Consider the following 20,868-nt stretch of genomic DNA (forward strand, 5'->3'; position numbering starts at 1 on the left):
GGAAAAGAGTATCCTCAAAGCAGGGGGTGTACGGTCTGTCACGGGAAAAAATATTAGAAATCAGAGATTTAAGCATTACATTTATGCAAAGTAAAGAAGAAACGCGAGTTGTTGACTCCATTCGCTTTGATGTACATAAGGGAGAAGTTTTAGGAATCGTAGGAGAATCGGGATGCGGAAAAAGTGTGACTTCGCTTTCGATTATGGGGTTATTGCCAAAGAAGACATCAAAGCTGACAGGAGAAGTATTGTTTCAAGGAAAAGATCTTCTGAAGCTGAATGAAAAATCACTCCGTTCCATACGCGGAAATGAAATTGCAATGGTCTTTCAGGAGCCAATGACTTCACTCAATCCATTATTTAAAATAGGCAACCAGCTTGAAGAGTCGCTTCGTGTTCATCAGAACTTAACGAAAAAACAGGCTAAGGACCGGGTCATTCAAATTCTAAAGCTTGTAGGACTGCCGAGACCTGAGGAGTTATACGGGGAATATCCCCATCAGCTCTCAGGAGGCATGAGGCAGCGTGTCATGATTGCGATGGCAATGATATGTGATCCTAAGCTGCTGATTGCTGATGAGCCGACAACTGCACTCGATGTAACAATTCAGGCACAAATATTGAAATTGATGAAAGACCTTAATCAAAAACTTGACACGTCCATTGTCTTTATCACACATGATCTTGGTGTAGTTGCGGAAATGTGCGACCGCGTCATGGTCATGTATGCAGGGCAAGTCGTGGAAGAGGGAAGCGTCAAAACGATTTTTAAAAATCCTAAGCATCCTTATACAAAGGGGCTTATGAAATCAGTTCCGGATATCCGGCAAAAAAATGACAGATTGTATTCCATTTCAGGACAAGTGCCGCGTCCTGGCACTGTTCAGCAGGGATGTCTGTTTGCAGGCCGCTGCGAATATGCAATGGCTGAGTGCCTGAATGATGCACCGCCGCTGTACAAGTTAGAGAATTCCCATCAATCAAGATGCTTTCTGGCACGAGAGGAGGCAATTCAGCATGACGAAGCTTTTGCTTAAAGTGGATAAGCTGTCAAAGCATTTTCCGATTAATGGCGGCGTGTTTGGCAGAAAAGTCGGTTCAGTCAAGGCAGTAAATGATTTGTCTTTTGAAGTATATGAAGGAGAAACACTTGGCATTGTCGGTGAATCCGGCTGCGGGAAGTCAACTATGGGGCGCCTTCTGCTGAAACTGATTGAGGCTACAGAAGGTTCGGTTTCTTTTCAGGAAGAACAGCTGCTCGAGAAGTCTCCAAAAGAGATGAGAAAGATGAGGCGGGAGATGCAGATGGTCTTTCAGGACCCTTATGCATCGCTGAATCCGAGAATGACGGTTGAACGTATTCTTGAAGAGCCCCTTATCGTACATAAAATAGGAAACAAAGAACAGCGCAGGCAAAAAGTAAAAACGATGCTGAGAATTGTCGGGCTTGATGAAGCCTACGGCAAAAGATATCCCCATCAGTTCAGCGGAGGACAGCGTCAAAGAATTGGGATTGCAAGAGCACTGATGACGAATCCGAAGCTGATCATTGCAGATGAACCCGTTTCAGCTCTTGATGTTTCCATTCAATCTCAAATTCTGAATCTATTAAAAGACCTGCAAAAGGAATTTTCATTAACTTATATTTTCATTTCCCATGACCTCGGAGTCGTTCGCCACATCAGCGACAGGCTTGGAGTGATGTATTTGGGAAGTTTAGTAGAACTTGCAGACAGCGAGAGAGTGTATGCTGAACCGCTGCACCCTTATACAAAAGCGCTGCTCTCAGCCGTGCCTCTTCCGGATCCTGAGGCAGTTAAAGAACAGATTGTTTTAAAAGGCGATCTCCCAAGTCCGTCTGATCCGCCTAAAGGATGTGCTTTTCATACGAGATGTCCTGCGTGTTTTGAACCGTGCAAAGTGAAAAAGCCCGAATGGACCGAAGTAAAAGAAGGTCATTATGTCGCGTGCCATTTATATCAATAATGGCACAGATGTGATTGATAGATTGATAAATAGGAAATAGGGGGATGTATGCGTGAAAAAGAAAAGCCTGTTGGTCTCAATTATGTTTGTGCTGCTGTTATCAGCGGCATTGATGGGATGCAGTTCAAATGACACCTCATCAGATGGCAATTCAGAAGGCGGAAGCAGCGAAAAGAAACAGGACAGTCTTGTTTTTGGCCGCGGCGGGGATTCCACATCACTTGATCCAATTACTACGACAGAGGGAGAAGCATTCAAAGTAACGGTCAACGTCTTTGAAACACTATTGAATTACGGTGAACAAGATACAACTGTTCAGGAAGGTCTTGCAACAAAATGGGAAGTTTCTGATGATAACCTGACGTATACGCTTACTTTAAGAGAAGGCGTAAAGTTCCATGACGGCACAGACTTCAACGCTGAAGCTGTTGTATTCAACTTCGAGCGCTGGATGAATGGGGATGCCGATAAATTCCCTTACTACACAATGTTTGGCGGATTCAAAAAAGATGAAGGACACGTCATTAAAGAAGTAAAAGCAGACGGCGACAATAAAGTTGTCTTCACACTTAAACGTCCTCAAGCTCCGTTCTTAAAGAACCTTGCGATGTCACCATTTGGAATTGCAAGTCCTGCTGCTGTTGAAAAGCACGGAGATAAATTCAGAGAAAATCCTGTTGGAACTGGTCCATTTAAATTTGTAGAGTGGAAGCCAAACGACAGAATCGTTCTTGAGAAAAATGAAGACTACTGGATGGAAGGATACCCGAAATTAAATCAGGTTATCTTTAAATCAATTCCGGAAAACTCAGCTCGTTTAAACGCATTGCAGACGGGTGAAATTGATCTAATGGATGGAGTGAATCCATCTGATACTGAATCTATTACAAGCAATAAAGATTTACAGACGTTTGAGCGTCCGTCCATGAACGTAGGTTATGTGGGATTAACTACAAACCGCAAGCCTCTTGATAACAAACTTGTGCGTCAAGCATTGAATCATGCAGTAGACAAACAGGCAATCATTGATTCTTTCTATGGCGGTCTTGCTGAGCCGGCGAAAAATCCAATGCCTCCTTCATTAGAAGGCTATAACGATGATATCGAGCCATACCCATATGATTTAGAAAAAGCAAAAGCGCTTCTTGCTGAAGCCGGTCATCCTGATGGCTTTAAAATGGAGCTTTGGGCAATGCCTGTACCGCGTCCATATATGCCAGAAGGTATGAAAGTGGCTGAAGTTCTTAAATCAAGCTTTGCAAAAATCGGTGTAGAAGCCGAAATCAAAACGTATGATTGGGCAACTTATTTAGACAAAGCAAGCAAAGGGGAAGCAGATTCCTTTATGCTCGGCTGGACTGGTGATAATGGAGATGCAGATAACTTCATTTATACTCTATTAGATAAAGACAGCATCGGCAGCAATAACTACACGTACTACAGCAATGATGAATTGCATGACATCCTGATTGAAGCACAATCAAACACAGATCAGGAACAGCGAAATGAGCTCTATAAAAAAGCGCAGGAAATCATTAAAGAAGATGCACCATGGATTCCGCTTGCTCACTCAACGCCAATCCTTGCCGGAAGCAGCAGCATTACAGGCTTCATGCCGCATCCAACTGGATCTGACATTTTAACAAAGGTTGAATTTAAGTAATCTTGAAGGAGGAGGACTTGTCCTCCTCCTTTTTTCAGAAAGGCTCTTTTCGTAAACTTATGCTTTCAGCAGTTTTTACAGTCTTCCCGTATTGATATTGATACCCGCATCGGTTTATCTTCTGGAAAAAAGCACGATAGGACTTAGATGCGGGAACAATATGAATACGCAATATTCTATGCGAAAACAGCCTTCAGAAATAAAAGCGAGGTGAGACGATGGTTTCATACACAGTAAGAAGAATTGGATTGCTCATACCGGTTTTAATTGGGATGACACTGGTCGTTTTTTCTATAATCCGAGCCATTCCGGGCAACCCGGCACAGGTCATTCTCGGGCAGCGCGCTACACAGGAAGCGATTGAAAAATTAACGCAGCAGCTTGGTCTTGATCAGCCTTGGTACATACAATATTTTGATTATGTCGGGGGACTGCTGACAGGTGATCTTGGCCAGTCTATCCGGACAGGAGCCCAAATCAGCCAGGAGATGACTCCTTATTTGGCTGCAACAATGGAACTGACGATTTTCGCCATGATGATTGCCATTGTGGTTGGAATCAATGCAGGAATCATCAGTGCCTGGTTCCGAAATTCGTGGTTTGATTATACGGCAATGGTTATCGCATTGATTGGAGTGTCGATGCCGATTTTCTGGCTTGGTTTAATGGAGCAATATGTCTTCTCCATCCAGCTTGGCTGGCTTCCAACGACTGGCCGTGAAGAAATTCGAAATCCTGTTGATTCAATCACAAATCTTTATTTGCTCGATACGCTTTTGCAGGGCAGATTTGATCAATTTATTGAAGTACTTAAGCATATTCTTTTGCCGGGAATTGCGCTCGCGACAATTCCAATGGCGATTATTGCAAGGATTACCCGTTCCACCATGATCGAAGCGATGGAGTCGGATTTTATCCGGACTGCCCGTGCTAAAGGTCTTCATATGTTCTGGGTTGTCTATAAGCATGCTTTAAAAAATGCCATTATTCCGATTTTAACGATTATTGGACTTCAAACAGGATTATTATTAGGCGGAGCTATTTTGACTGAAACCATTTTCGGCTGGCCTGGGATGGGAAGGTATATTTTTGATGCCATAAGCTACCGTGATTATCCGGTTATTCAGTCCGGAATTTTGATTATTGCTACAATATTTGTCTTTATTAATCTGATTGTGGATCTGTTATATGCTGCCATTGATCCAAGAATTAAATATTAGAAAAGGGGGAGACTGCTATGTCACTACCATCGCTGCAGGAGCAGCAGACTGCCATTATAAAACAGGAGAAGGTTGTCACTCCTTTTCAGCAGAAGCTGCGCGTCTTTTTACAAAATAAATTAGCTATCGCAGGAAGCTTTCTCGTCCTTTTCTTTGTTGTTATTGCAATCGCTGCACCTCTGATTGCCCCTCAAGGCATTGATGAACAGGAGCTCTCAAAGAGACTGCTTCCTCCTTCATCAGAGCATTGGTTTGGAACGGACGACTTTGGCCGTGATATCTTTTCAAGGGTCCTGTTTGGTGCCAGGATTTCACTGTGGGTCGGCTTTTTCTCGGTCCTTGGATCAGCAATAGTCGGAACACTGCTTGGTATTATGGCGGGTTATTATGGAAAAGTCATTGATACGATCATCTCCAGAATTTTTGATATTATGCTTGCCTTTCCGAGCATCCTGCTTGCTATAGCAATCGTTGCTATTTTAGGGCCTTCCCTGCAAAATGCACTGATTGCCATTGCTGTCATTAACATTCCAAACTTCGGCAGACTGATCAGAGCGAAAGTGCTGAGTGTAAAAGAAGAAGAGTACATACACGCTGCAAAAGCAGTAGGAACAAGTGATACAAGAATTTTGCTTGTTCATGTTCTGCCAAATAGTCTTTCACCGATTATTGTACAAGCTTCTCTGGCGATTGCTACTGCCATTATTGAAGCAGCTGCTCTTGGATTCCTTGGACTTGGCGCTCAGGCTCCAAATCCGGAATGGGGAAAAATGCTTGCCGATTCCAAGCAATATCTGGTTCAGGCCCCTTGGACCCTGTTTTTTCCCGGCCTAGCCATTATGCTGACTGTTCTTGGGTTTAACTTAATGGGTGACGGACTTCGGGATGCACTTGATCCTAAAGGGAAGCATTGATAAAGGAATAAATATGCAGAGTCCAGATCCTGTGGGATTTGGACTTTTTGGATTCCGCCGTTTTGTGTCTCGGCCAGAACAAATCATTCAAAAAGGCGGGACCTGTATTTTTTCGTGTTAGTTCTTATCTGTCTGCCCGAGTCTGAACAGTCGGTTCCGCTTTTCTTTGTTGCACAAATTCTGCACAATTCTTTTGTATTATTGGGTCAAAGCTTTTGGGAGGATGATTGATATGTTAAAGAAGTATGTGATTTTATCGCTTGTTGCGGCTGTTTCATTGTCTCTTGGCGCTTGCGGAAACAGTGCTGGTGATCAGGGGGAGAAAAAGGAAGATTCGGAGCACATGGACCATGGCAGTATGAATCACTCTAGCTCTGGAGAAGTGCCTGAAGGGTTAAAAGAGGCGCAGAATCCTGCCTATGAAACCGGAAGCAAAGCAATCATCAAGACCGATCATATGGAAGGCATGAACGGGGCAGAAGCAATGATTTCGGGTGCGTATGATACAACTGTATATTCCATCTCATATACTCCTGAAGGGGGTGGTGAGCCTGTTGAGAATCATAAATGGATCATTCATGAAGAAATTAAGGATGCTCCGGAAGAACCGTTTAAAGCAGGAGATGAAGTAACGGTCGAGGCGAGTCATATGGAAGGAATGGATGGTGCGGAAGCTGTCATTGATACCGCCGAAAAAACAACAGTATACATGGTTGATTACACACCTGAAGGCGGCGGGGAAAAAGTGAAAAATCATAAATGGGTGACAGAGAGCGAGTTAGAGAAGGCCGAGTAAATAGCTTTTTGTTTTGATCGATTCTTAAAGAGATATAGAAGAAAAGGGACTAATCAGAAAGTCAGTAATCACTGACTCTCTGATTAGTCCCTGCTTTTGGAACCTTGCCTGATCAAAAGTGGCAGCATTAGGGCGAATGCTGCCACTTTTCATGTGTTGCCCGGTTCAACTGGCAGCACTAAGGCGAATGCCGCCACTTCTCATGTGTTGCCCGGTTCAAAGTGGCAGCACTAAGGCGAATGCCGCCACTTCTCATGTGTTGCCCGGTTCAAAGTGGCAGCACTAAGGCGAATGCTGCCACTTCTCATATGTTGCACGGTTCAAAGTGGCAGCACTAAGGCGAATGCTGCCACTTTTCATGTTTTGCCCGGTTCAACTGGCAGCACTAAGGCGAATACCGCTACTTCTCATGTGTTGCCCGGTTCAAAGTGGCAGCACTAAGGCGAATGCCGCCACTTCTCATGTTTTGCCCGGTTCAAAGTGGCAGCACTAAGGCGAATGCTGCCACTTTTCATGTTTTGCCCGGTTCAACTGGCAGCACTAAGGCGAATACCGCCACTTCTCATGTGTTGCCCGGTTCAAAGTGGCAACTCTAAGGTGAATGCTGCCACTTTTTATCTTTTACACGGTTCAAAGTGGCAGCACTAAGGCGAATGCCGGCACTTCTCATGTGTTGCCCGGTTCAAACTGGCAGCTCTACTGGAACTGACGCCACTAGCTATTTTCACAGAAAAGCAGGCAGGAAAAACAGAAGTTTTTCCTGCCTGCTTTATTTTTTTAGGGACGTGAAAATCAGCTGCTCTCTTCCAGTTCATTGATTTGCAGTTCATTTTCTTCTTTATGATAATTATGGAAGCTGTTTATTAGAGTGTCCAAATGCTCGAGCTGCTCGCTGTAGTCAATTATGACAGCGATAAGTGGAAGCAGGTGATAAAAGCACTCCTGATCAATGCAGCTGCCTTTAAAGTTCATGAAAGTATCGACGAGTTCCTGCTTGTTAAACTGACCTTCCTTAATAAGATCTGTTGTTGACTGAGGTTTAATTTTGCCTATGAATTTCAATAGGCTTCTTTCATGAAAATCAATCAAATAGTCAAGCTCGTTTGCAAGAATCTCTTTAAAGTCTTCAGGAAGGTGATGCAATTCATTTTCAAGCCTGTGGAGCTTTTTCAGAGTATCCAAGGAACGATTTGTGGTAACAAGCATTTGCCTGAACAATACGAGCTTGCGGGATTTTGCATAGATATTTTGTTTGAAATATGCGCGTTCTTCCTTGTACAGCAAGTAAAGCTGATCAAGTTTAATCATTTTATCTTTTATTTTTTCGATGTCTGTTTTCAGTTCGCTGTATTCGGATACCTGCCTCATATTAATGCGGATCCATTTAATGATTTCCTCCGTATTATCTACAATTCTGTAGTAAAGCTTTGTTTCATATTTTGGCGGAATGAAAATTAAGTTAACTATGAATGCCGATAATACCCCCAGCAGGACCGTTCCAAAACGGATCAGAGAAAATTCGATGAAATCTTCCCCGGGGCTTTCAAGGATTGCAATAACTGTAACAATGGAAACAGGAATCGTGTTTTCGATTTTTATTTTTAAGTTAATCGCAATGACAATGATGACAGTTAGACCGATAACAAACGGATGGGGACCAAAGATCAGCCCGAACAAAATGGCAAAGGCTGCTCCGATGATATTTGCCTGTACTTGCTCAATGACGGATAAATAAGAGCGATAAATCGTTGGCTGGATCGCAAAAATAGCTGCGATACCTGCAAACGCGGGAGACGGTATTTTTAATAACGTGGCCAAGTATAGAGCCAGCGTAATGGCTATCCCCGTTTTTATAATGCGGGCACCAAGTTTCATGGGGTGTGTATGGACATTCCCTTCTTTACTGATTGTTGTTGGCTATTTTACACGAATTGCCGGAAAAAGAACAGTCTTTGCAGAATAGCCATTTTATTAAACAATTAATGACTATACAACGTTTAAACAAATTATTCAAGTTACTTTTTCCCGTTTTGGTAAAAAAAATAACACCTGCCAGGCAGGTGTTAGTTGGAAGAAGAAATTATTCAGTTGATACAGACGGATCTGCCTGCTCTTTAACAGGGACCAGCTGAATAAAGTTATTTGTTAAATCCTGCAAAAGAGGTTTTAATTCTTCTGCTTCTTCATTCTGACCATGTCGCTCGAGCGCTTCGATGTATGTTGTAAGCAATTCTGATACATCACTCTGGCCTTTTGAATTTAATGATGAAATTTCGATTTTAGCGCCTTTTGCAATTCGGCGTTCTAAAGCCTGCTTTGTTAATCCAACCTCAGGCTGATGTCTGACATATACAACCCCGCCGGTCATTCCTGCGCAAATCCATGGGCCTGGATCTCCAAGGACGAGTCCTCTGCCGTTTGTCATGTATTCAAACGCGAATCCTTTAATATTGGCGTTTACCCCAATATTGCCCTTTTCATTTGCAGGAATTGGCTTATCAATCTTGCCGCCGATGATCATATCGGCACCTGAGAGGCGGATTCCTGCGCGTGCATCTGCATTTCCCTGTACTAACAGCAGACCGCTTTGCGCGCCATATCCGAATCCTTTACCGACAGACCCGTTGTAGAATTTACCGTCAGTTCCTTTTGATTTGAATACTTGAATGGTTCCTCCGAATGACGTTTTTCCGGTGCCGTCTTGTGCTCCGCCTTCAACACGGATATGAATGCCGCTTGAATTGTAGGCGCCAAGACCGTTACCTGGAATTGAACCTTCCTTATAGTAAAGCTCAACGTCATCGAGTTTCTTGTATGAGCCATCGAGACGGCCGCGCACTCTGTGACAGGAAACCCGGCTGCCCAGGATTCGCTGTTCAGAAGTGACACTGCTGAATTCTCTTGAATCATGAAGTTCATTGTCATCATAATCCAAATACTCTGCTCCAGCAGCAACAGCGAGACGTTTGCTTTCTATGCTTGCAGCAACCTCTTTATGAGATAGATTCTGAATATCCAATGTTTCAAGCAAGAGGGACAGATCCATTTCTTCTTTGCCGCGTGTTTGTTCAAGCAAGTCAGATCTTCCGACAAGATCCTGCAGGTTTGTAAATCCAAGTGAAGCAGTTAAGGCCTGAAGTTCTGAACCGAATGCGCTGAACATATTAACAAGGCCCTGCACAGCCGGATCGTATTTTCTTGGAACAAAGCGTCTTAAGCCATGCTCTTTTGCCTGTGCTTCTGATTCAATTTGAGTGGCGATACCAACATGGCATGTATCTAAATGACAGCCGCGGCATGTTGTACAGCCGATGGCAATCATCGATAATGTTCCAAACCCGACGCGGTTCGCTCCAAGCAGAACGACTTTCATCACGTCGAGTGCACTTTTTATTCCGCCGTCTGCCCAAAGCTCTACTTTTTCACGAAGTCCGGCTTCAAGCAATGCGTTATGTGCTGCTTTTACACCGATTTCAACTGGGAGCCCAACATGCTGAAGGGCATGGATGCGGGCTGCACCAGTACCGCCGTCAAACCCGCTCAGCGTGATGATGTCCGCTCCGGCTTTTGCAATTCCGACTGCAATCGTTCCAATGTTTGGAACAACTGGCACTTTAACAGAAACCTTTGCCTGATCATTCGCTGTTTTCAGTTCAGATATCATTTGCGCCAAATCCTCAATCGAATAAATATCGTGGTTATTTGACGGCGAGATGAGATCTGAGCCGATTGTGGCATTTCTGGACTCGGCGATTTTCGCTGTTACTTTTGAACCCGGCAAGTGACCGCCTTCACCAGGCTTCGCTCCCTGGCCGATTTTAATTTCGAGCAGGTTGGATGAGTTAAGCAGTTCTGCATTGACTCCGAATCTTCCTGATGCGATTTGCTGTCCTCGTGTGCGCGGATATTTGCCGAGCATATCTTTAATTTCTCCGCCTTCGCCATTTAGGCTGACCATATTTAATTGTTCAGCAGCTTCAGCGTATGCACGGAATGCTACTTCATTTTGTGAACCAAAAGACATAGAAGCGATCACAAATGGAAGACTGTGCTCACCGACTCCGATATTTACTTTTTCTTTTGGCACGGCAGATTTAGCCGTTTTTAAATCAGTTAAATGACGAATGGTAATTGGGTTGCTTTCTTCTTGCTCTGTCAATTTTTCACGGTAGCCGTCATAGCTGCCCGTTTTTGCCACATCGCCGATTGCTTTCCAGATTCTCGGGAAGATGTGGAACGTCTTGCTCGGGCGGGCTTTTTCATTTTCAAAGTCCTGGCTGCGTTCAAGTGCATCTGCTTTCAGGCTTTCAAAGTTAAATTTAAGAGAACTGGAGCCTAAGAAGTTTACAATGTTAAGCTCTTTCTCGATTTCTTCATTTAATCCGATAGCAGAGAAGAGTCGTCCGTATCCTCTAAGCTCATGAATGCCGATTGTAGAAATGACCTTCTCAAGTCCTTTGTTTAATGAGTCATATAAGTTAACAGCGGGTTTTGCCGATTCTTCCTCTGCAACAGTTGCAAAAAGAATATACGGGCTGATTAGGTTTGCTCCAAGCCCATATGCAATCATAATGTCATGCAGGGATCTGATGGCCCCTGTTCGCAGGACGATTGAACAGTTTCTCCGCAGGCTTTCTTTAACCAATGCCTGATCAATGACGGAAGTAATCAAGTGCGGATCAATCCACAGCTTCCCATTTTGGTGGGCTTCCTGATCGTCAAGCACAAGTAATACAGCTCCATCCTCTACAGCTTGAATGGCTTCAAGCTTCAGACGGTCAAGAGCGTCCGTCAGGCTTTCACTCTCAGAGAAGACAGCGGATAAAACATGCAGCTGTTTTTCCTTTGAGAATGTATCGATAACTTCTTCATAAGGCAGCTGATCAATCTGTTCAGATGCCATGATGCCAAGCTTGCCTTCAAGCAATAAAGGTGATGGCAGCTCAATCATTGCTGTTTTTTCATGCTGCTCTGTCAGTGAAGGACGTTTCCCGATCACTGAGCGTATGGAGAAATGCTCTGACTCACGGTCGCGGTCAATTGCCGGATTGGTAACAACTGCAACACTTTCTTTAATGAAATCAGCAATGTTTTTACGATCCGGATGGATTGCCGCAAGCGGACCATCATGGCCGAGTGAGCGAATAGGCTCTGCTCCTTTTTCAGCCATTTGTTCAAGCAGCTGAATATGTTCGCGGTCCCAGCCGAATGCAGCGTAATGACCATTGTGAACTTTGAAGATAGGAGATGCTGAACATTTGCCTTTGCTGACAGGATGGGCCAGTCGTTTGCGGTAGCCGCTGATATCTGTTCTGTCTGAAAATCTTTTATAGACTTCCTCCTGAAGAGAAGGGTACTCAAACAGTTCAATCTCATCCTTGTTCCATTTAAGGCCAAGCTTTTCGCCGGGTCCAAGCGGCTTAGGATCGCCGGCATAAAGAGAAGTTGGAATGATTCCCGGTTCAGACGCAAATATATAGGAAGTTTCTGATTCTACCTTCCATAGCGGCCGAAGTCCAAGAGCATCTACACTGAAAACTGCTTCATCTCCAAATCTCGAAATGATGCCTGCCGGACCCTGGGCAAAATGGCCCCAAGCTTCACGGATATATGTGTATAGGTCCTGAAGATGATCAGGATATGCTTTAATTTCATTAACAATTGGAGGGAAAAGAACATCCAGTGCTTCAAACAGGCTGTATCCGTCTCTCGCCACCAATGTTTCAATCGTTCTGTTCAAATCTTGAGAATCACTTCCGCCGTCAGTAAGCGGAACATTCATCATTCTTGCTTCGTCGCGAAGCTTTGCAATGGTATTGATTTCACCGTTATGGCCTAACAGGCTAAATGGCTGCACACGAAAAAAAGTAGATAATGTATTAGTAGAATACCTGTTATGTCCGAGAGTCATCGTAGATGCTGCAAGCGGATTTGCAAGATCATGATAAAACTTCGGAAGAACATCTCCAGCACCCATAACTTTATAAACAGCAGCATGCTGACTGAGTGATGCGACATGAACATGGAGGTTTTTCTCAATCTGAATCGTCAGCTCAAAAAGATCCTTATTAAGAGAATCATGTTTTTCAGCTGGAATCATGGCAAATTGCCAAAAGAGAGGTTCTTCTTGCAGGGCGATGGGTCCTAATGCAGATGAAGTTGTAACTTTGTCTGTTTCGAAAACAAGTTCGAAATTCTTTTCGGATAGAAGGCTTCTAATTTCTTTTTTTAGTTTATCAGGATTTTCATTTTTAGATAAAAAGAGGTGTCCGACGATAAAATCGCCTCGTTCGGCTAATTGCTGATCAGCCTTTGCATCAGCAAGCTTCTGCTTCCACAGAGCTCTTGGAATATCAATATGAATGCCGACACCGTCTCCTTCGCCGTTAATAAACCCGGCGCGGTGATTCATCGTAATCAATGCATTTATACATAAATCAATGTTTTCTTTTGTCGGCACGTTCCTTTTTTCGATGACTGATACGATGCCGCAAGCGTCATGCTCTGCGTTGTAATATTCCTTAAACTTACTTGGGCTCCAATTTTCTTTCATAAAAGCGGCTTGAAAGGGGAATGTGTTCCCGCTTATAGCCTTCACCTCCCGATAAAATATGAATCTATCATTTAAAAACTATAGATTGCTTTGTGAGATTTAATAACAAAATTTTCAGAAATGTAATACTTATCATATCATTTAGATTGAGAAAATTCAATTATTTATGCATGATTTTGGGGGAGGCATACAAGTTTGAAAAGTTTTAATATTCTTAAAACCATATACAACGCTTAAATGGAAGCGTTTACAACATTTTTTAAAATAATAAAAAAACAGGGACTAAAATCCCTGTTTGAATAAAATGTATATTTATACATTCTGTAATTGTTGGAATGAACGTTCGACTGCAAGCAATGTATCCTTGATATCTTCTTCAGTATGAGCTGTAGTCAGGAACCACGCCTCGTATTTGGACGGAGCAAGGTTAATCCCTTCATGAAGCATCAGCTTGAAGAATTTGGCGAACATTTCGCCGTCGGTTCTTTCTGCCTGCTCATAATTGACAACCTTCTCTGTCGTGAAGTAAATGGTCAAAGCGCCTTTTAAGCGGTTCATTGTAATTGGAATCTGGTAAGTTTCAGCATGTTTTTGAATGCCTTCTTCAAGCATTTGTCCAAGTTTATCAAGGTTTTCATATACACCTTTTTCCTGCAGGACTTCAAGACAGGCAATGCCTGATAATATCGAAGCGGGATTGCCGGCCATTGTACCGGCTTGGTAAGCAGGACCAAGAGGTGCAACTTGTTCCATGATTTCTTTTTTGCCGCCATATGCACCGATTGGCAGACCGCCGCCAATGATTTTGCCGAGAGCAGTCAAGTCAGGTGTGACACCAAGCATGTCCTGTGCTCCTCCGTACATAAAGCGGAAGGCTGTGATGACTTCATCATATATGACAAGAGCACCGGCATTATGAGTAAGCTCATTAACTGCTTCTAAAAATCCTGGATAAGGTTCAACGATTCCGAAGTTTCCTACGATGGGTTCAACTAGAACAGCTGCAATTTCATTTCCCCATTTTTCAAGTGCTTCTTTAAATGGTTCAATATCATTGAAAGGAACCGTGATCACTTCTTTTGCAATGCTTTTTGGAACCCCTGCAGAATCAGGTGTGCCAAGAGTGGAAGGTCCGGAGCCTGCAGCAACAAGCACAAGGTCAGAGTGCCCGTGATAGCAGCCTGCAAATTTAATGATTTTGTCCCGTCCTGTATATGCCCGTGCAACACGAATTGTTGTCATGACGGCTTCCGTTCCCGAATTGACAAAACGGACCTTGTCCATTCCGGGCATAGCCTCTTTCAGCATTTTGGCGAACTTCACCTCATGTGGAGTCGGGGTGCCGTAGAGTACGCCATCTTCTGCCGCTTTTTGAATAGCTTTTGTAATGTGAGGGTGAGCATGTCCTGTAATGATTGGTCCGTATGCTGCGAGGTAATCAATGTATTTATTGCCGTCAACATCCCAGAAATAAGCTCCTTTTGCTCGTTCCATTACGACTGGTGATCCGCCGCCGACTGCTTTATAAGAACGGGAAGGGCTATTAACCCCTCCGACAATATGCTGCAACGCTTCTTCGTGAAGCTCTTCAGATTTAGTGAATTTCATGTCTTCCTCCTGAAAAAAAGTTCTAAAGTCTATTCTAGCATGTTTAAAAAGGATGAAAAACTTTTGCGCATTCATTTAGTATTATAGAATGAAAATAGTGATTCTCTAAGTAAAGGAAGGACGCTGAGCAGTGCTTAAAAAATACCTGATTCTTCTTATTAGTATAGTTGTCTTGACTTCATGCGTCCCTAAGCAGGACGGATCTGAACAGAAAACCGTCTTGCTCGTATCGGCTGCAGTGAGTTTAAAAGATTCATTGAATGAAATAAAAAAACAATTTGAAGAAGAGAACCCTTCTATTGAAGTGCGCTATAACTTCAGTTCAACTGGCGCTCTGCAGCGTCAAATTGAACAGGGGGCTCCTGTAGATGTTTTTTTCTCCGCTTCAAAAGCTCTTTTTGAACAGCTTAATGCAAAAGGGCTGATCAACCAATCCCTGCAAATGGATTATTTGGGAAATAGCTTAGTGCTTATTACAAATAAAGAGAATGAAGCATTAAAGATGGAGGATCTTGCATCTGAAGACTTTGGAAAATTAGCAATAGGCACACCGGAAACAGTTCCTGCAGGCAAATATGCGAAAGAAGCTCTTGTGCATGATGATTTGTGGGAAAGCAATAAAAAAAGAATGGTATTTGCTAAAGATGTGCGGCAAGTGCTCTCCTATGTTGAAACAGGCAATGTTCATGCAGGAATTGTCTACAAGACAGATGCCATGACTTCGAAAAAGGTGAATCAGACCCCAATAGAACCGGCCAAATATGAAAGTATTATTTATCCAGCCGGCGTTTTGAATGAAACGGAACACGAAAATGAAGCAAAAGCTTTCTTTTTCTTTCTGCAGCAAGAACAATCGATAGAAGTATTTGAACAGCAGGGGTTTGAAGTGTTGCATAAAGGTGACCGCGATGTGGATTGAATTCAGTCAGCCTATTGCGCTTTCCCTTCAGGTTGCGGTTATCTCCAGTCTAATCGTCATAATTAGCGGGACTTTTATTGGGAGAATCATGGCAAGAACCTCTTTTAAAGGAAAAACAGTGATTGAGACATTTCTCATGCTGCCGCTTGTCCTTCCGCCTACCGTTGTTGGATTTCTGCTGATTGTGATTTTTGGAATGAACAGCCCGGTAGGACAAGTTATTGAGAGCATTTCAGGCTTTCCGGTCATTTTCACTTGGTGGGCAGCAGTTATTGCTGCATGTGTTGTTTCTTTTCCGCTGATGTATCAGGCTGCAAAGCTTGGATTTCAAATGATTGATCGTGAAATTGAGGATGCCTCAAAGGTGGACGGTGCTGATGATCGGCAAGTTCTGTGGTATGTTTCGATTCCGCTTGCAATTCCGTCGCTTGTCACGGGGGCGGTTCTTGCATTTACAAGAGCCCTCGGTGAGTTTGGGGCAAGTCTGATGTTTGCCGGTAATATACCGGGGCAGACTCAGACGGCTGCAACGGCTATCTATGTAGCGATTGATTCAGGAGATATGACGATGGCCTGGCTTTGGGCGGGAGCGCTCGTGCTGCTTTCATTCAGTCTTTTACTCGCAGTCCAGCTTATAAGAAAATAGATGCGGTGAAAATTTCAAGACTGGCCGAATAATAAAAACCTTCTTGTATATATTGTACCATTACGTGTTTTGGACATGGGGTGCTGCATATATATGGGAGGGTTATTTGCTTTAGCTGTATCGCTGTGTTTGCTGATGAGCTTTAATATCTTCATCCGCACATTTAAGGAACGGAATTTTCTTTCTATAGATACCCTGTTAATTGTCATCTTCTTATATCTTTCCATTTTGATTGGATTCAGTATGATTTTCTTGATTTTGGACTCCAGCGGGTATGAGGTGCTTGTTGATAATGGAGTTATTATGGAAGGAAGCTATCTTGAGCGTTTGCATACTTGCCTGTATTTCAGCGCCGTTACTCTTTTTTCATTGGGGTATGGGGATGTGATTCCGATTGGGTTTGGCAGACTGCTTGCTGTTCTTGAGGCTCTTATCGGGTATGTCCTGCCTGCCGTTTTTGTTGCAAGAACCGTATGGGGGCTTGAAAAAGGGACATAAGTTGTATCATTCTTTGGAATTGGGTAGTCTTAAATTAAACCAATTTTTACGGAGGCTGATATAATGGCAACTCAAATCGGACAAACCGCACCAGATTTTGAACTGACTGCTGATAACGGAGAAAAAGTAAAGCTTTCAGAGTTTAAAGGTAATCATGTCATTCTTTATTTTTACCCAAAAGATATGACTCCAGGCTGCACAACTCAGGCATGTGACTTCAGGGATCAGCACAAAAGCTTTGAGGAGCTTGATGCTGTCATCCTTGGAGTCAGTACAGATGCACAAAGCAGGCATGAAAAATTCAAAGCCAAGTATGATCTTCCTTTTCTTTTATTGGTTGATGAAGATCATGAAGCTGCTGAGAAATACGGAGTATGGAAGCTGAAGAAAAACTTTGGAAAAGAATATATGGGGATTGAACGTTCTACGTTCCTGATCAATAAGGACGGCGAGCTTGTCAAAGAGTGGCGCAAAGTAAAAGTGAAAGGGCATGTTGAAGAAGCGCTTCAATATTTGAAAGAAAACATTTCATAATTGGCCTTTTTTTAAGGAACTGAGTTAAACGTCCAGACAAAAATCATAACCCGGAGTATGTTGTAAAGAAGGCATAACCTCCTCATTCGTTAGCGCAATTAAGTGCAGGAACTATAGTTCCTGCACTCTTTTTATTATTTAAGAAAGTATAAAATTTTGCGCTTCGATGTCGAGCGCAATCGCTCAGGCTCCTCGGCCAGAACGGATCCGCAAGTATTGGCAAAAAGCGCCTTTTCTGTCGGATCCTTATCTGCCATGCCTGCGCTAAACGGGCGCTTGCGCTTTTCTTATTAATGGTAAAATAAAAGGAAAAAGGGGAAATTGGTTTTGAAGATTTTATCAACAGTTAAGCTGCCCGGTTATTTAAAGGAAGAACTAATAAATGATTTTCCTGATGTGGATTTTAATTTTGACAATAGGATATATGATGTCCTTGATGAGTTAAAGGAAGCTGAAGTGATTTTGACATACGGGGAAGATCTGACAGCTGGCATTATTGGGCAAGCGAAAGAACTGAAATGGATGATGGTTGCGTCTGCAGGTATGGACAAGCTCCCTTTTGATGCTTTGATTCATCAAAATATACTAGTTACCAACTCTAAAGGCGTACATAAGATTCCAATGGCGGAATATACCATTTCAATGATGCTGCAAGTTTCAAGAGATTCGCAGCAGCTGCACGAGAATCAGCAGCAGAGAAAATGGGACCGCAGAGTCAAAATGCACGAACTCCATGGGAAAACGGTCTTTATCTTAGGAGCGGGTGCCATTGGAACGGAAATTGCAAGACTTGCAAAAGCTTTTGGGATGAAAACAGAAGGTATGAACAGATCCGGCAGAATCGTTGAATATTTTGATGAAATCCATACATACAATGGATTAGAAGAAGGAATGAGAAAAGCAGACTTTGTTGTTTCTGTTCTCCCCAGTACAAAAGAAACAAAAGGACTGCTGGATTATAAAGCGTTCAGCTGGATGAAACCAGAAGGCCTATTTATTAATATCGGCCGCGGAGATGCTGTTTGCGAATCGGATTTAGTAAAAGCATTAAACGAGGGAAAGCTAAAGCATGCAGTGCTTGATGTGTTTGTAGAGGAGCCATTGAGAGAAAATCATCCATTCTGGAGAATGAAGAATGTCACAGTAACACCGCATTTGTCGGGCATAACTGAGAACTATCTGCCAAGAGCGATGGATATCTTTAAGAGAAACTTGGCGTTATATCGTGATGGAGACTATTCATCCATGGAAAATACAATTGATCTAAAACAAGGATACTGAGGCTTAAAATATATAGAAGGCTGTCTATACGCAATTGACAAAAGTCCCAGTCACAATGTACACTATTTATAAATATTATAAAGTAAGAATGTTTTTCAGGAAAGAGGTGCATAGCGGATGTCTGAACATCAGTTAAAAGAAGCACTTGACACGCTGAAGCAGACTGGAGTACGCATTACTCCACAGCGACATGCCATTTTAGAATACCTTATTCAATCTATGACTCACCCTACAGCTGATGATATTTATAAATCCCTGGAAAGCAAATTTCCAAATATGAGCGTTGCAACGGTCTATAATAATTTGCGTGTTTTTCGCGAGGTAGGCCTTGTGAAAGAACTGACGTATGGGGACGCTTCGAGCAGATTTGATTTTGTCACTACGGAGCATTACCATGTTATTTGTGAAAAATGCGGAAAGATTGTAGATTTTCATTATCCGGGACTAGATGAGGTAGAACACCTTGCTTCACACGTGACAGGTTTTAATGTTAGTCATCACCGCATGGAGATCTACGGAGTGTGCGGCAGCTGCGAGAAGAAAGAAACGCATTGATCAGACTGAATGTCTTTAGCAGCATTCAGTCTTTTTTTCTAAAATAAAAGCGGGGTGCATATACTGCACTCCGCTTTTTTATTCGACCGTTTTGCGATTGTATTTTTCATCAAAGTCTTTGCCTTCCAGATTCGGATCAAGCGTCAGCGGTTCATTGCAATACATGCACATATCAACCCTGCCGAGAATCTTCGTTGTTTTGCCGCATGAAGGGCATGTTACTTGAACAGCTTTAGTCGAGAGCATTCCGATCCAGAAGTAAACCACCGTGCTTCCTACTATAGATAATAACCCGAGCATCATGAATATGGTCATGACAATCGGAGAAGTTCTGAAGAAGATGCCAATATACATAATGAAAAATCCAATAAAGACTAAACTCAATGCAAACGTGCGGATTTTATTAATCTTGCTAGAATATTTCGCTGCCATTATTCCAACCTCCTGAATACCAATATAGCACATATGTAAGGGATTTCGCAGAAAATATCTAATGGTGCTTTAAATAATAACGGCAGGAAATCTCAAAAAATAATAGATTCTCTCTCAGCATTCACTTATAATTTTGAAGTGCTGTATTTGAAAGGGATTTTATCTCCTGTGTAGAATTCTGATATATAGTCATAAATTAAATGGGGGAATTACAATGGAAAATCTTCTCCGTCCTATTTATCAAGAGAGAGCAAGTCATCCAGACACATTAGCAATCGTCATGATTGAAAAGAGAAACCAAACATCACCGCTTACAGATAACTTGGATGTCGCGCTGCTTGTGATTGTAAAAGAAGCAAAGCAGCCTGTTTATATTAAACATTATGAATTTGATAATCAAAAGGCTTCACTGAATATCGTGACGGATGAACAGATTCAGCAATGGATCCTGCTTGGAACAAACCGCCGCATTGTAGAATGGATTTTAAACGGGAAAGTTCTATTTGACAGAAATGAATACCTCGGCAAGCTTCTTGACCGTCTGAAAATGTTTCCTTTCTCAGAGCGCAGATTAAAAATCGGCCTCGAGTATGGCAAGCTTATTAGAAGATACTTGGAAGGAAAAGTATTCTTTGAGTCAAAACAGTTCCTCGATGCCTACAATCATATCGTTCACGCCCTGCATCATCTGGCAAGACTCGAAGTGATTGATCACGGATTTTATCCGGAGGTTACGGTCTGGAATCAAGTGAGGCAGATGGAACCTCAAGTTTACAAGCTGTATAAAGAACTGGTTGAAAGCGAAGAGTCATTAGAAAAAAGACTCGAGCTTCTCTTTTTGGCGAGTGATTTCCTGATCCACTCAAAATCAGAAATTGGTGCAGGACATTTGCTTAGCATTCTTTCTGAAAAAGAAGTGTGGCACTACGCAGAGCTTCTCGAGCATCCGGAAGCTAAATATTATTCAGTAGATTTAAGCGTGTTATTAGAGTTTCTTGTAGATAAAAATTTCGTTGAAGTTGTTAAGATTGAAACGAAAGGACAGAGAATTTTCCATCGCGGATATTCTGTTACAAAAAAGTATTGACTTTAGTTTTTTACGGTGATATATTAATAAGCGTCGCTGCTGAAGCAAGTTCAATCATGACGGCGCAGACAGCGACTTTCAACTAAAAAAACTTCTTAAAAAAATGTTGACACCGAGTTAACGAAATGATATATTAAGAAGGTCGCTTCAAGAGCGAAAATGATCTTTGAAAACTA

17 protein-coding genes are annotated in these 20,868 nt (G+C 42.6%); 13 read left to right on the forward strand and 4 right to left on the reverse strand.

What is annotated here, in order from left to right; genetic code table 11:
- The first annotated feature begins 35 nt into the window (after positions 1–35).
- The 6 genes from ABEQ24_RS09430 to ABEQ24_RS09455 all read left to right on the forward strand — a co-directional run bounded on the left by ABEQ24_RS09430 (position 36) and on the right by ABEQ24_RS09455 (position 6,579).
- Complete coding sequence (locus tag ABEQ24_RS09430; RefSeq protein ID WP_430006566.1) at positions 36–1,037, forward strand: ABC transporter ATP-binding protein; 1,002 nt, start codon at positions 36–38, stop codon at positions 1,035–1,037.
- The gene (locus ABEQ24_RS09435) at positions 1,018–1,986 is read left to right on the forward strand and encodes an ABC transporter ATP-binding protein (protein WP_430006545.1); all 969 of its coding nucleotides are present in this window, start codon (positions 1,018–1,020) and stop codon (positions 1,984–1,986) included. Before ABEQ24_RS09430 ends, ABEQ24_RS09435 begins: the two co-directional genes overlap by 20 nt.
- Before the next feature lie 52 nt (positions 1,987–2,038).
- The gene (locus tag ABEQ24_RS09440) at positions 2,039–3,649 is read left to right on the forward strand and encodes an ABC transporter substrate-binding protein (protein ID WP_430006546.1); all 1,611 of its coding nucleotides are present in this window, start codon (positions 2,039–2,041) and stop codon (positions 3,647–3,649) included.
- A gap of 218 nt (positions 3,650–3,867) precedes the next feature.
- Positions 3,868–4,869: an ABC transporter permease gene (locus tag ABEQ24_RS09445; RefSeq protein WP_070879736.1), complete on the forward strand. Its 1,002-nt coding sequence runs from the start codon at positions 3,868–3,870 to the stop codon at positions 4,867–4,869.
- Between the two features lie 17 nt (positions 4,870–4,886).
- Positions 4,887–5,783 (forward strand): ABC transporter permease, encoded by an 897-nt coding sequence (locus tag ABEQ24_RS09450; RefSeq protein ID WP_430006547.1) that lies wholly within the window; start codon positions 4,887–4,889, stop codon positions 5,781–5,783.
- A gap of 232 nt (positions 5,784–6,015) precedes the next feature.
- Complete coding sequence (locus tag ABEQ24_RS09455) at positions 6,016–6,579, forward strand: YdhK family protein (protein WP_430006548.1); 564 nt, start codon at positions 6,016–6,018, stop codon at positions 6,577–6,579.
- A gap of 792 nt (positions 6,580–7,371) precedes the next feature.
- Here ABEQ24_RS09455 and ABEQ24_RS09460 read toward each other — a convergent pair.
- The 3 genes from ABEQ24_RS09460 to ABEQ24_RS09470 all read right to left on the reverse strand — a co-directional run bounded on the left by ABEQ24_RS09460 (position 7,372) and on the right by ABEQ24_RS09470 (position 14,740).
- Positions 7,372–8,454 carry an aromatic acid exporter family protein gene (locus ABEQ24_RS09460; RefSeq protein WP_430006549.1) on the reverse strand — a complete coding sequence of 361 codons (1,083 nt, stop codon included), beginning with the start codon at positions 8,452–8,454 and terminating at the stop codon, positions 7,372–7,374.
- 205 nt (positions 8,455–8,659) lie between these two features.
- Positions 8,660–13,132 carry a glutamate synthase-related protein gene (locus ABEQ24_RS09465; protein ID WP_430006550.1) on the reverse strand — a complete coding sequence of 1,491 codons (4,473 nt, stop codon included), beginning with the start codon at positions 13,130–13,132 and terminating at the stop codon, positions 8,660–8,662.
- 312 nt (positions 13,133–13,444) lie between these two features.
- A complete protein-coding gene (locus tag ABEQ24_RS09470; protein ID WP_430006551.1) occupies positions 13,445–14,740 on the reverse strand; it encodes a glutamate-1-semialdehyde 2,1-aminomutase in 1,296 nt (431 codons plus the stop codon).
- Between the two features lie 130 nt (positions 14,741–14,870).
- Here ABEQ24_RS09470 and modA point away from each other — a divergent pair, with 130 nt between their 5' ends.
- The 6 genes from modA to perR all read left to right on the forward strand — a co-directional run bounded on the left by modA (position 14,871) and on the right by perR (position 19,173).
- On the forward strand, positions 14,871–15,659 hold the full coding sequence (gene modA, locus ABEQ24_RS09475) for a molybdate ABC transporter substrate-binding protein (RefSeq protein ID WP_430006552.1): 789 nt from the start codon (positions 14,871–14,873) through the stop codon (positions 15,657–15,659).
- Positions 15,649–16,305, forward strand: coding sequence for a molybdate ABC transporter permease subunit (modB, locus tag ABEQ24_RS09480; RefSeq protein WP_430006553.1), 657 nt, complete (start codon positions 15,649–15,651; stop codon positions 16,303–16,305). The genes modA and modB overlap by 11 nt, the downstream gene beginning before the upstream one ends.
- A 93-nt stretch (positions 16,306–16,398) precedes the next feature.
- Positions 16,399–16,803, forward strand: a complete 405-nt coding sequence (locus ABEQ24_RS09485; protein ID WP_430006554.1) for an ion channel — start codon at positions 16,399–16,401, stop codon at positions 16,801–16,803.
- Positions 16,804–16,866: 63 nt separating this feature from the next.
- The gene (gene bcp, locus ABEQ24_RS09490; RefSeq protein ID WP_430006555.1) at positions 16,867–17,337 is read left to right on the forward strand and encodes a thioredoxin-dependent thiol peroxidase; all 471 of its coding nucleotides are present in this window, start codon (positions 16,867–16,869) and stop codon (positions 17,335–17,337) included.
- Positions 17,338–17,664: 327 nt separating this feature from the next.
- Positions 17,665–18,618, forward strand: a complete 954-nt coding sequence (locus ABEQ24_RS09495) for a D-2-hydroxyacid dehydrogenase (protein WP_430006556.1) — start codon at positions 17,665–17,667, stop codon at positions 18,616–18,618.
- A gap of 117 nt (positions 18,619–18,735) precedes the next feature.
- Complete coding sequence (gene perR / locus ABEQ24_RS09500; protein ID WP_070877016.1) at positions 18,736–19,173, forward strand: peroxide-responsive transcriptional repressor PerR; 438 nt, start codon at positions 18,736–18,738, stop codon at positions 19,171–19,173.
- A 78-nt stretch (positions 19,174–19,251) separates the two neighbouring features.
- On the opposite strand, the gene ABEQ24_RS09505 is transcribed toward perR, so the two are convergent.
- On the reverse strand, positions 19,252–19,605 hold the full coding sequence (locus ABEQ24_RS09505; protein ID WP_070877017.1) for a YgzB family protein: 354 nt from the start codon (positions 19,603–19,605) through the stop codon (positions 19,252–19,254).
- Positions 19,606–19,819: 214 nt separating this feature from the next.
- Here ABEQ24_RS09505 and ABEQ24_RS09510 point away from each other — a divergent pair, with 214 nt between their 5' ends.
- Positions 19,820–20,692, forward strand: coding sequence for a nucleotidyltransferase-like protein (locus ABEQ24_RS09510; RefSeq protein ID WP_430006557.1), 873 nt, complete (start codon positions 19,820–19,822; stop codon positions 20,690–20,692).
- Positions 20,693–20,868 lie beyond the last annotated feature (176 nt).

The organism is Metabacillus idriensis, assembly GCF_050483325.1.
In the GTDB taxonomy this organism is placed as follows: Bacteria; Bacillota; Bacilli; order Bacillales; family Bacillaceae; genus Bacillus_P; species Bacillus_P idriensis_A.

Excerpts from the sequence above, each read along its gene's own strand:
- ABEQ24_RS09510 (WP_430006557.1), top strand. The coding sequence starts at position 19,820 with ATGGAAAATCTTCTCCGTCCTATTTATCAAGAGAGAGCAAGTCATCCA.
- ABEQ24_RS09460 (WP_430006549.1), bottom strand. The coding sequence starts at position 8,454 with ATGAAACTTGGTGCCCGCATTATAAAAACGGGGATAGCCATTACGCTG.
- ABEQ24_RS09455 (WP_430006548.1), top strand. The coding sequence starts at position 6,016 with ATGTTAAAGAAGTATGTGATTTTATCGCTTGTTGCGGCTGTTTCATTG.
- bcp (WP_430006555.1), top strand. The coding sequence starts at position 16,867 with ATGGCAACTCAAATCGGACAAACCGCACCAGATTTTGAACTGACTGCT.
- ABEQ24_RS09465 (WP_430006550.1), bottom strand. The coding sequence starts at position 13,132 with ATGAAAGAAAATTGGAGCCCAAGTAAGTTTAAGGAATATTACAACGCA.
- perR (WP_070877016.1), top strand. The coding sequence starts at position 18,736 with ATGTCTGAACATCAGTTAAAAGAAGCACTTGACACGCTGAAGCAGACT.
- ABEQ24_RS09445 (WP_070879736.1), top strand. The coding sequence starts at position 3,868 with ATGGTTTCATACACAGTAAGAAGAATTGGATTGCTCATACCGGTTTTA.
- ABEQ24_RS09485 (WP_430006554.1), top strand. The coding sequence starts at position 16,399 with ATGGGAGGGTTATTTGCTTTAGCTGTATCGCTGTGTTTGCTGATGAGC.
- ABEQ24_RS09470 (WP_430006551.1), bottom strand. The coding sequence starts at position 14,740 with ATGAAATTCACTAAATCTGAAGAGCTTCACGAAGAAGCGTTGCAGCAT.
- ABEQ24_RS09450 (WP_430006547.1), top strand. The coding sequence starts at position 4,887 with ATGTCACTACCATCGCTGCAGGAGCAGCAGACTGCCATTATAAAACAG.
- modB (WP_430006553.1), top strand. The coding sequence starts at position 15,649 with ATGTGGATTGAATTCAGTCAGCCTATTGCGCTTTCCCTTCAGGTTGCG.
- ABEQ24_RS09505 (WP_070877017.1), bottom strand. The coding sequence starts at position 19,605 with ATGGCAGCGAAATATTCTAGCAAGATTAATAAAATCCGCACGTTTGCA.
- ABEQ24_RS09435 (WP_430006545.1), top strand. The coding sequence starts at position 1,018 with ATGACGAAGCTTTTGCTTAAAGTGGATAAGCTGTCAAAGCATTTTCCG.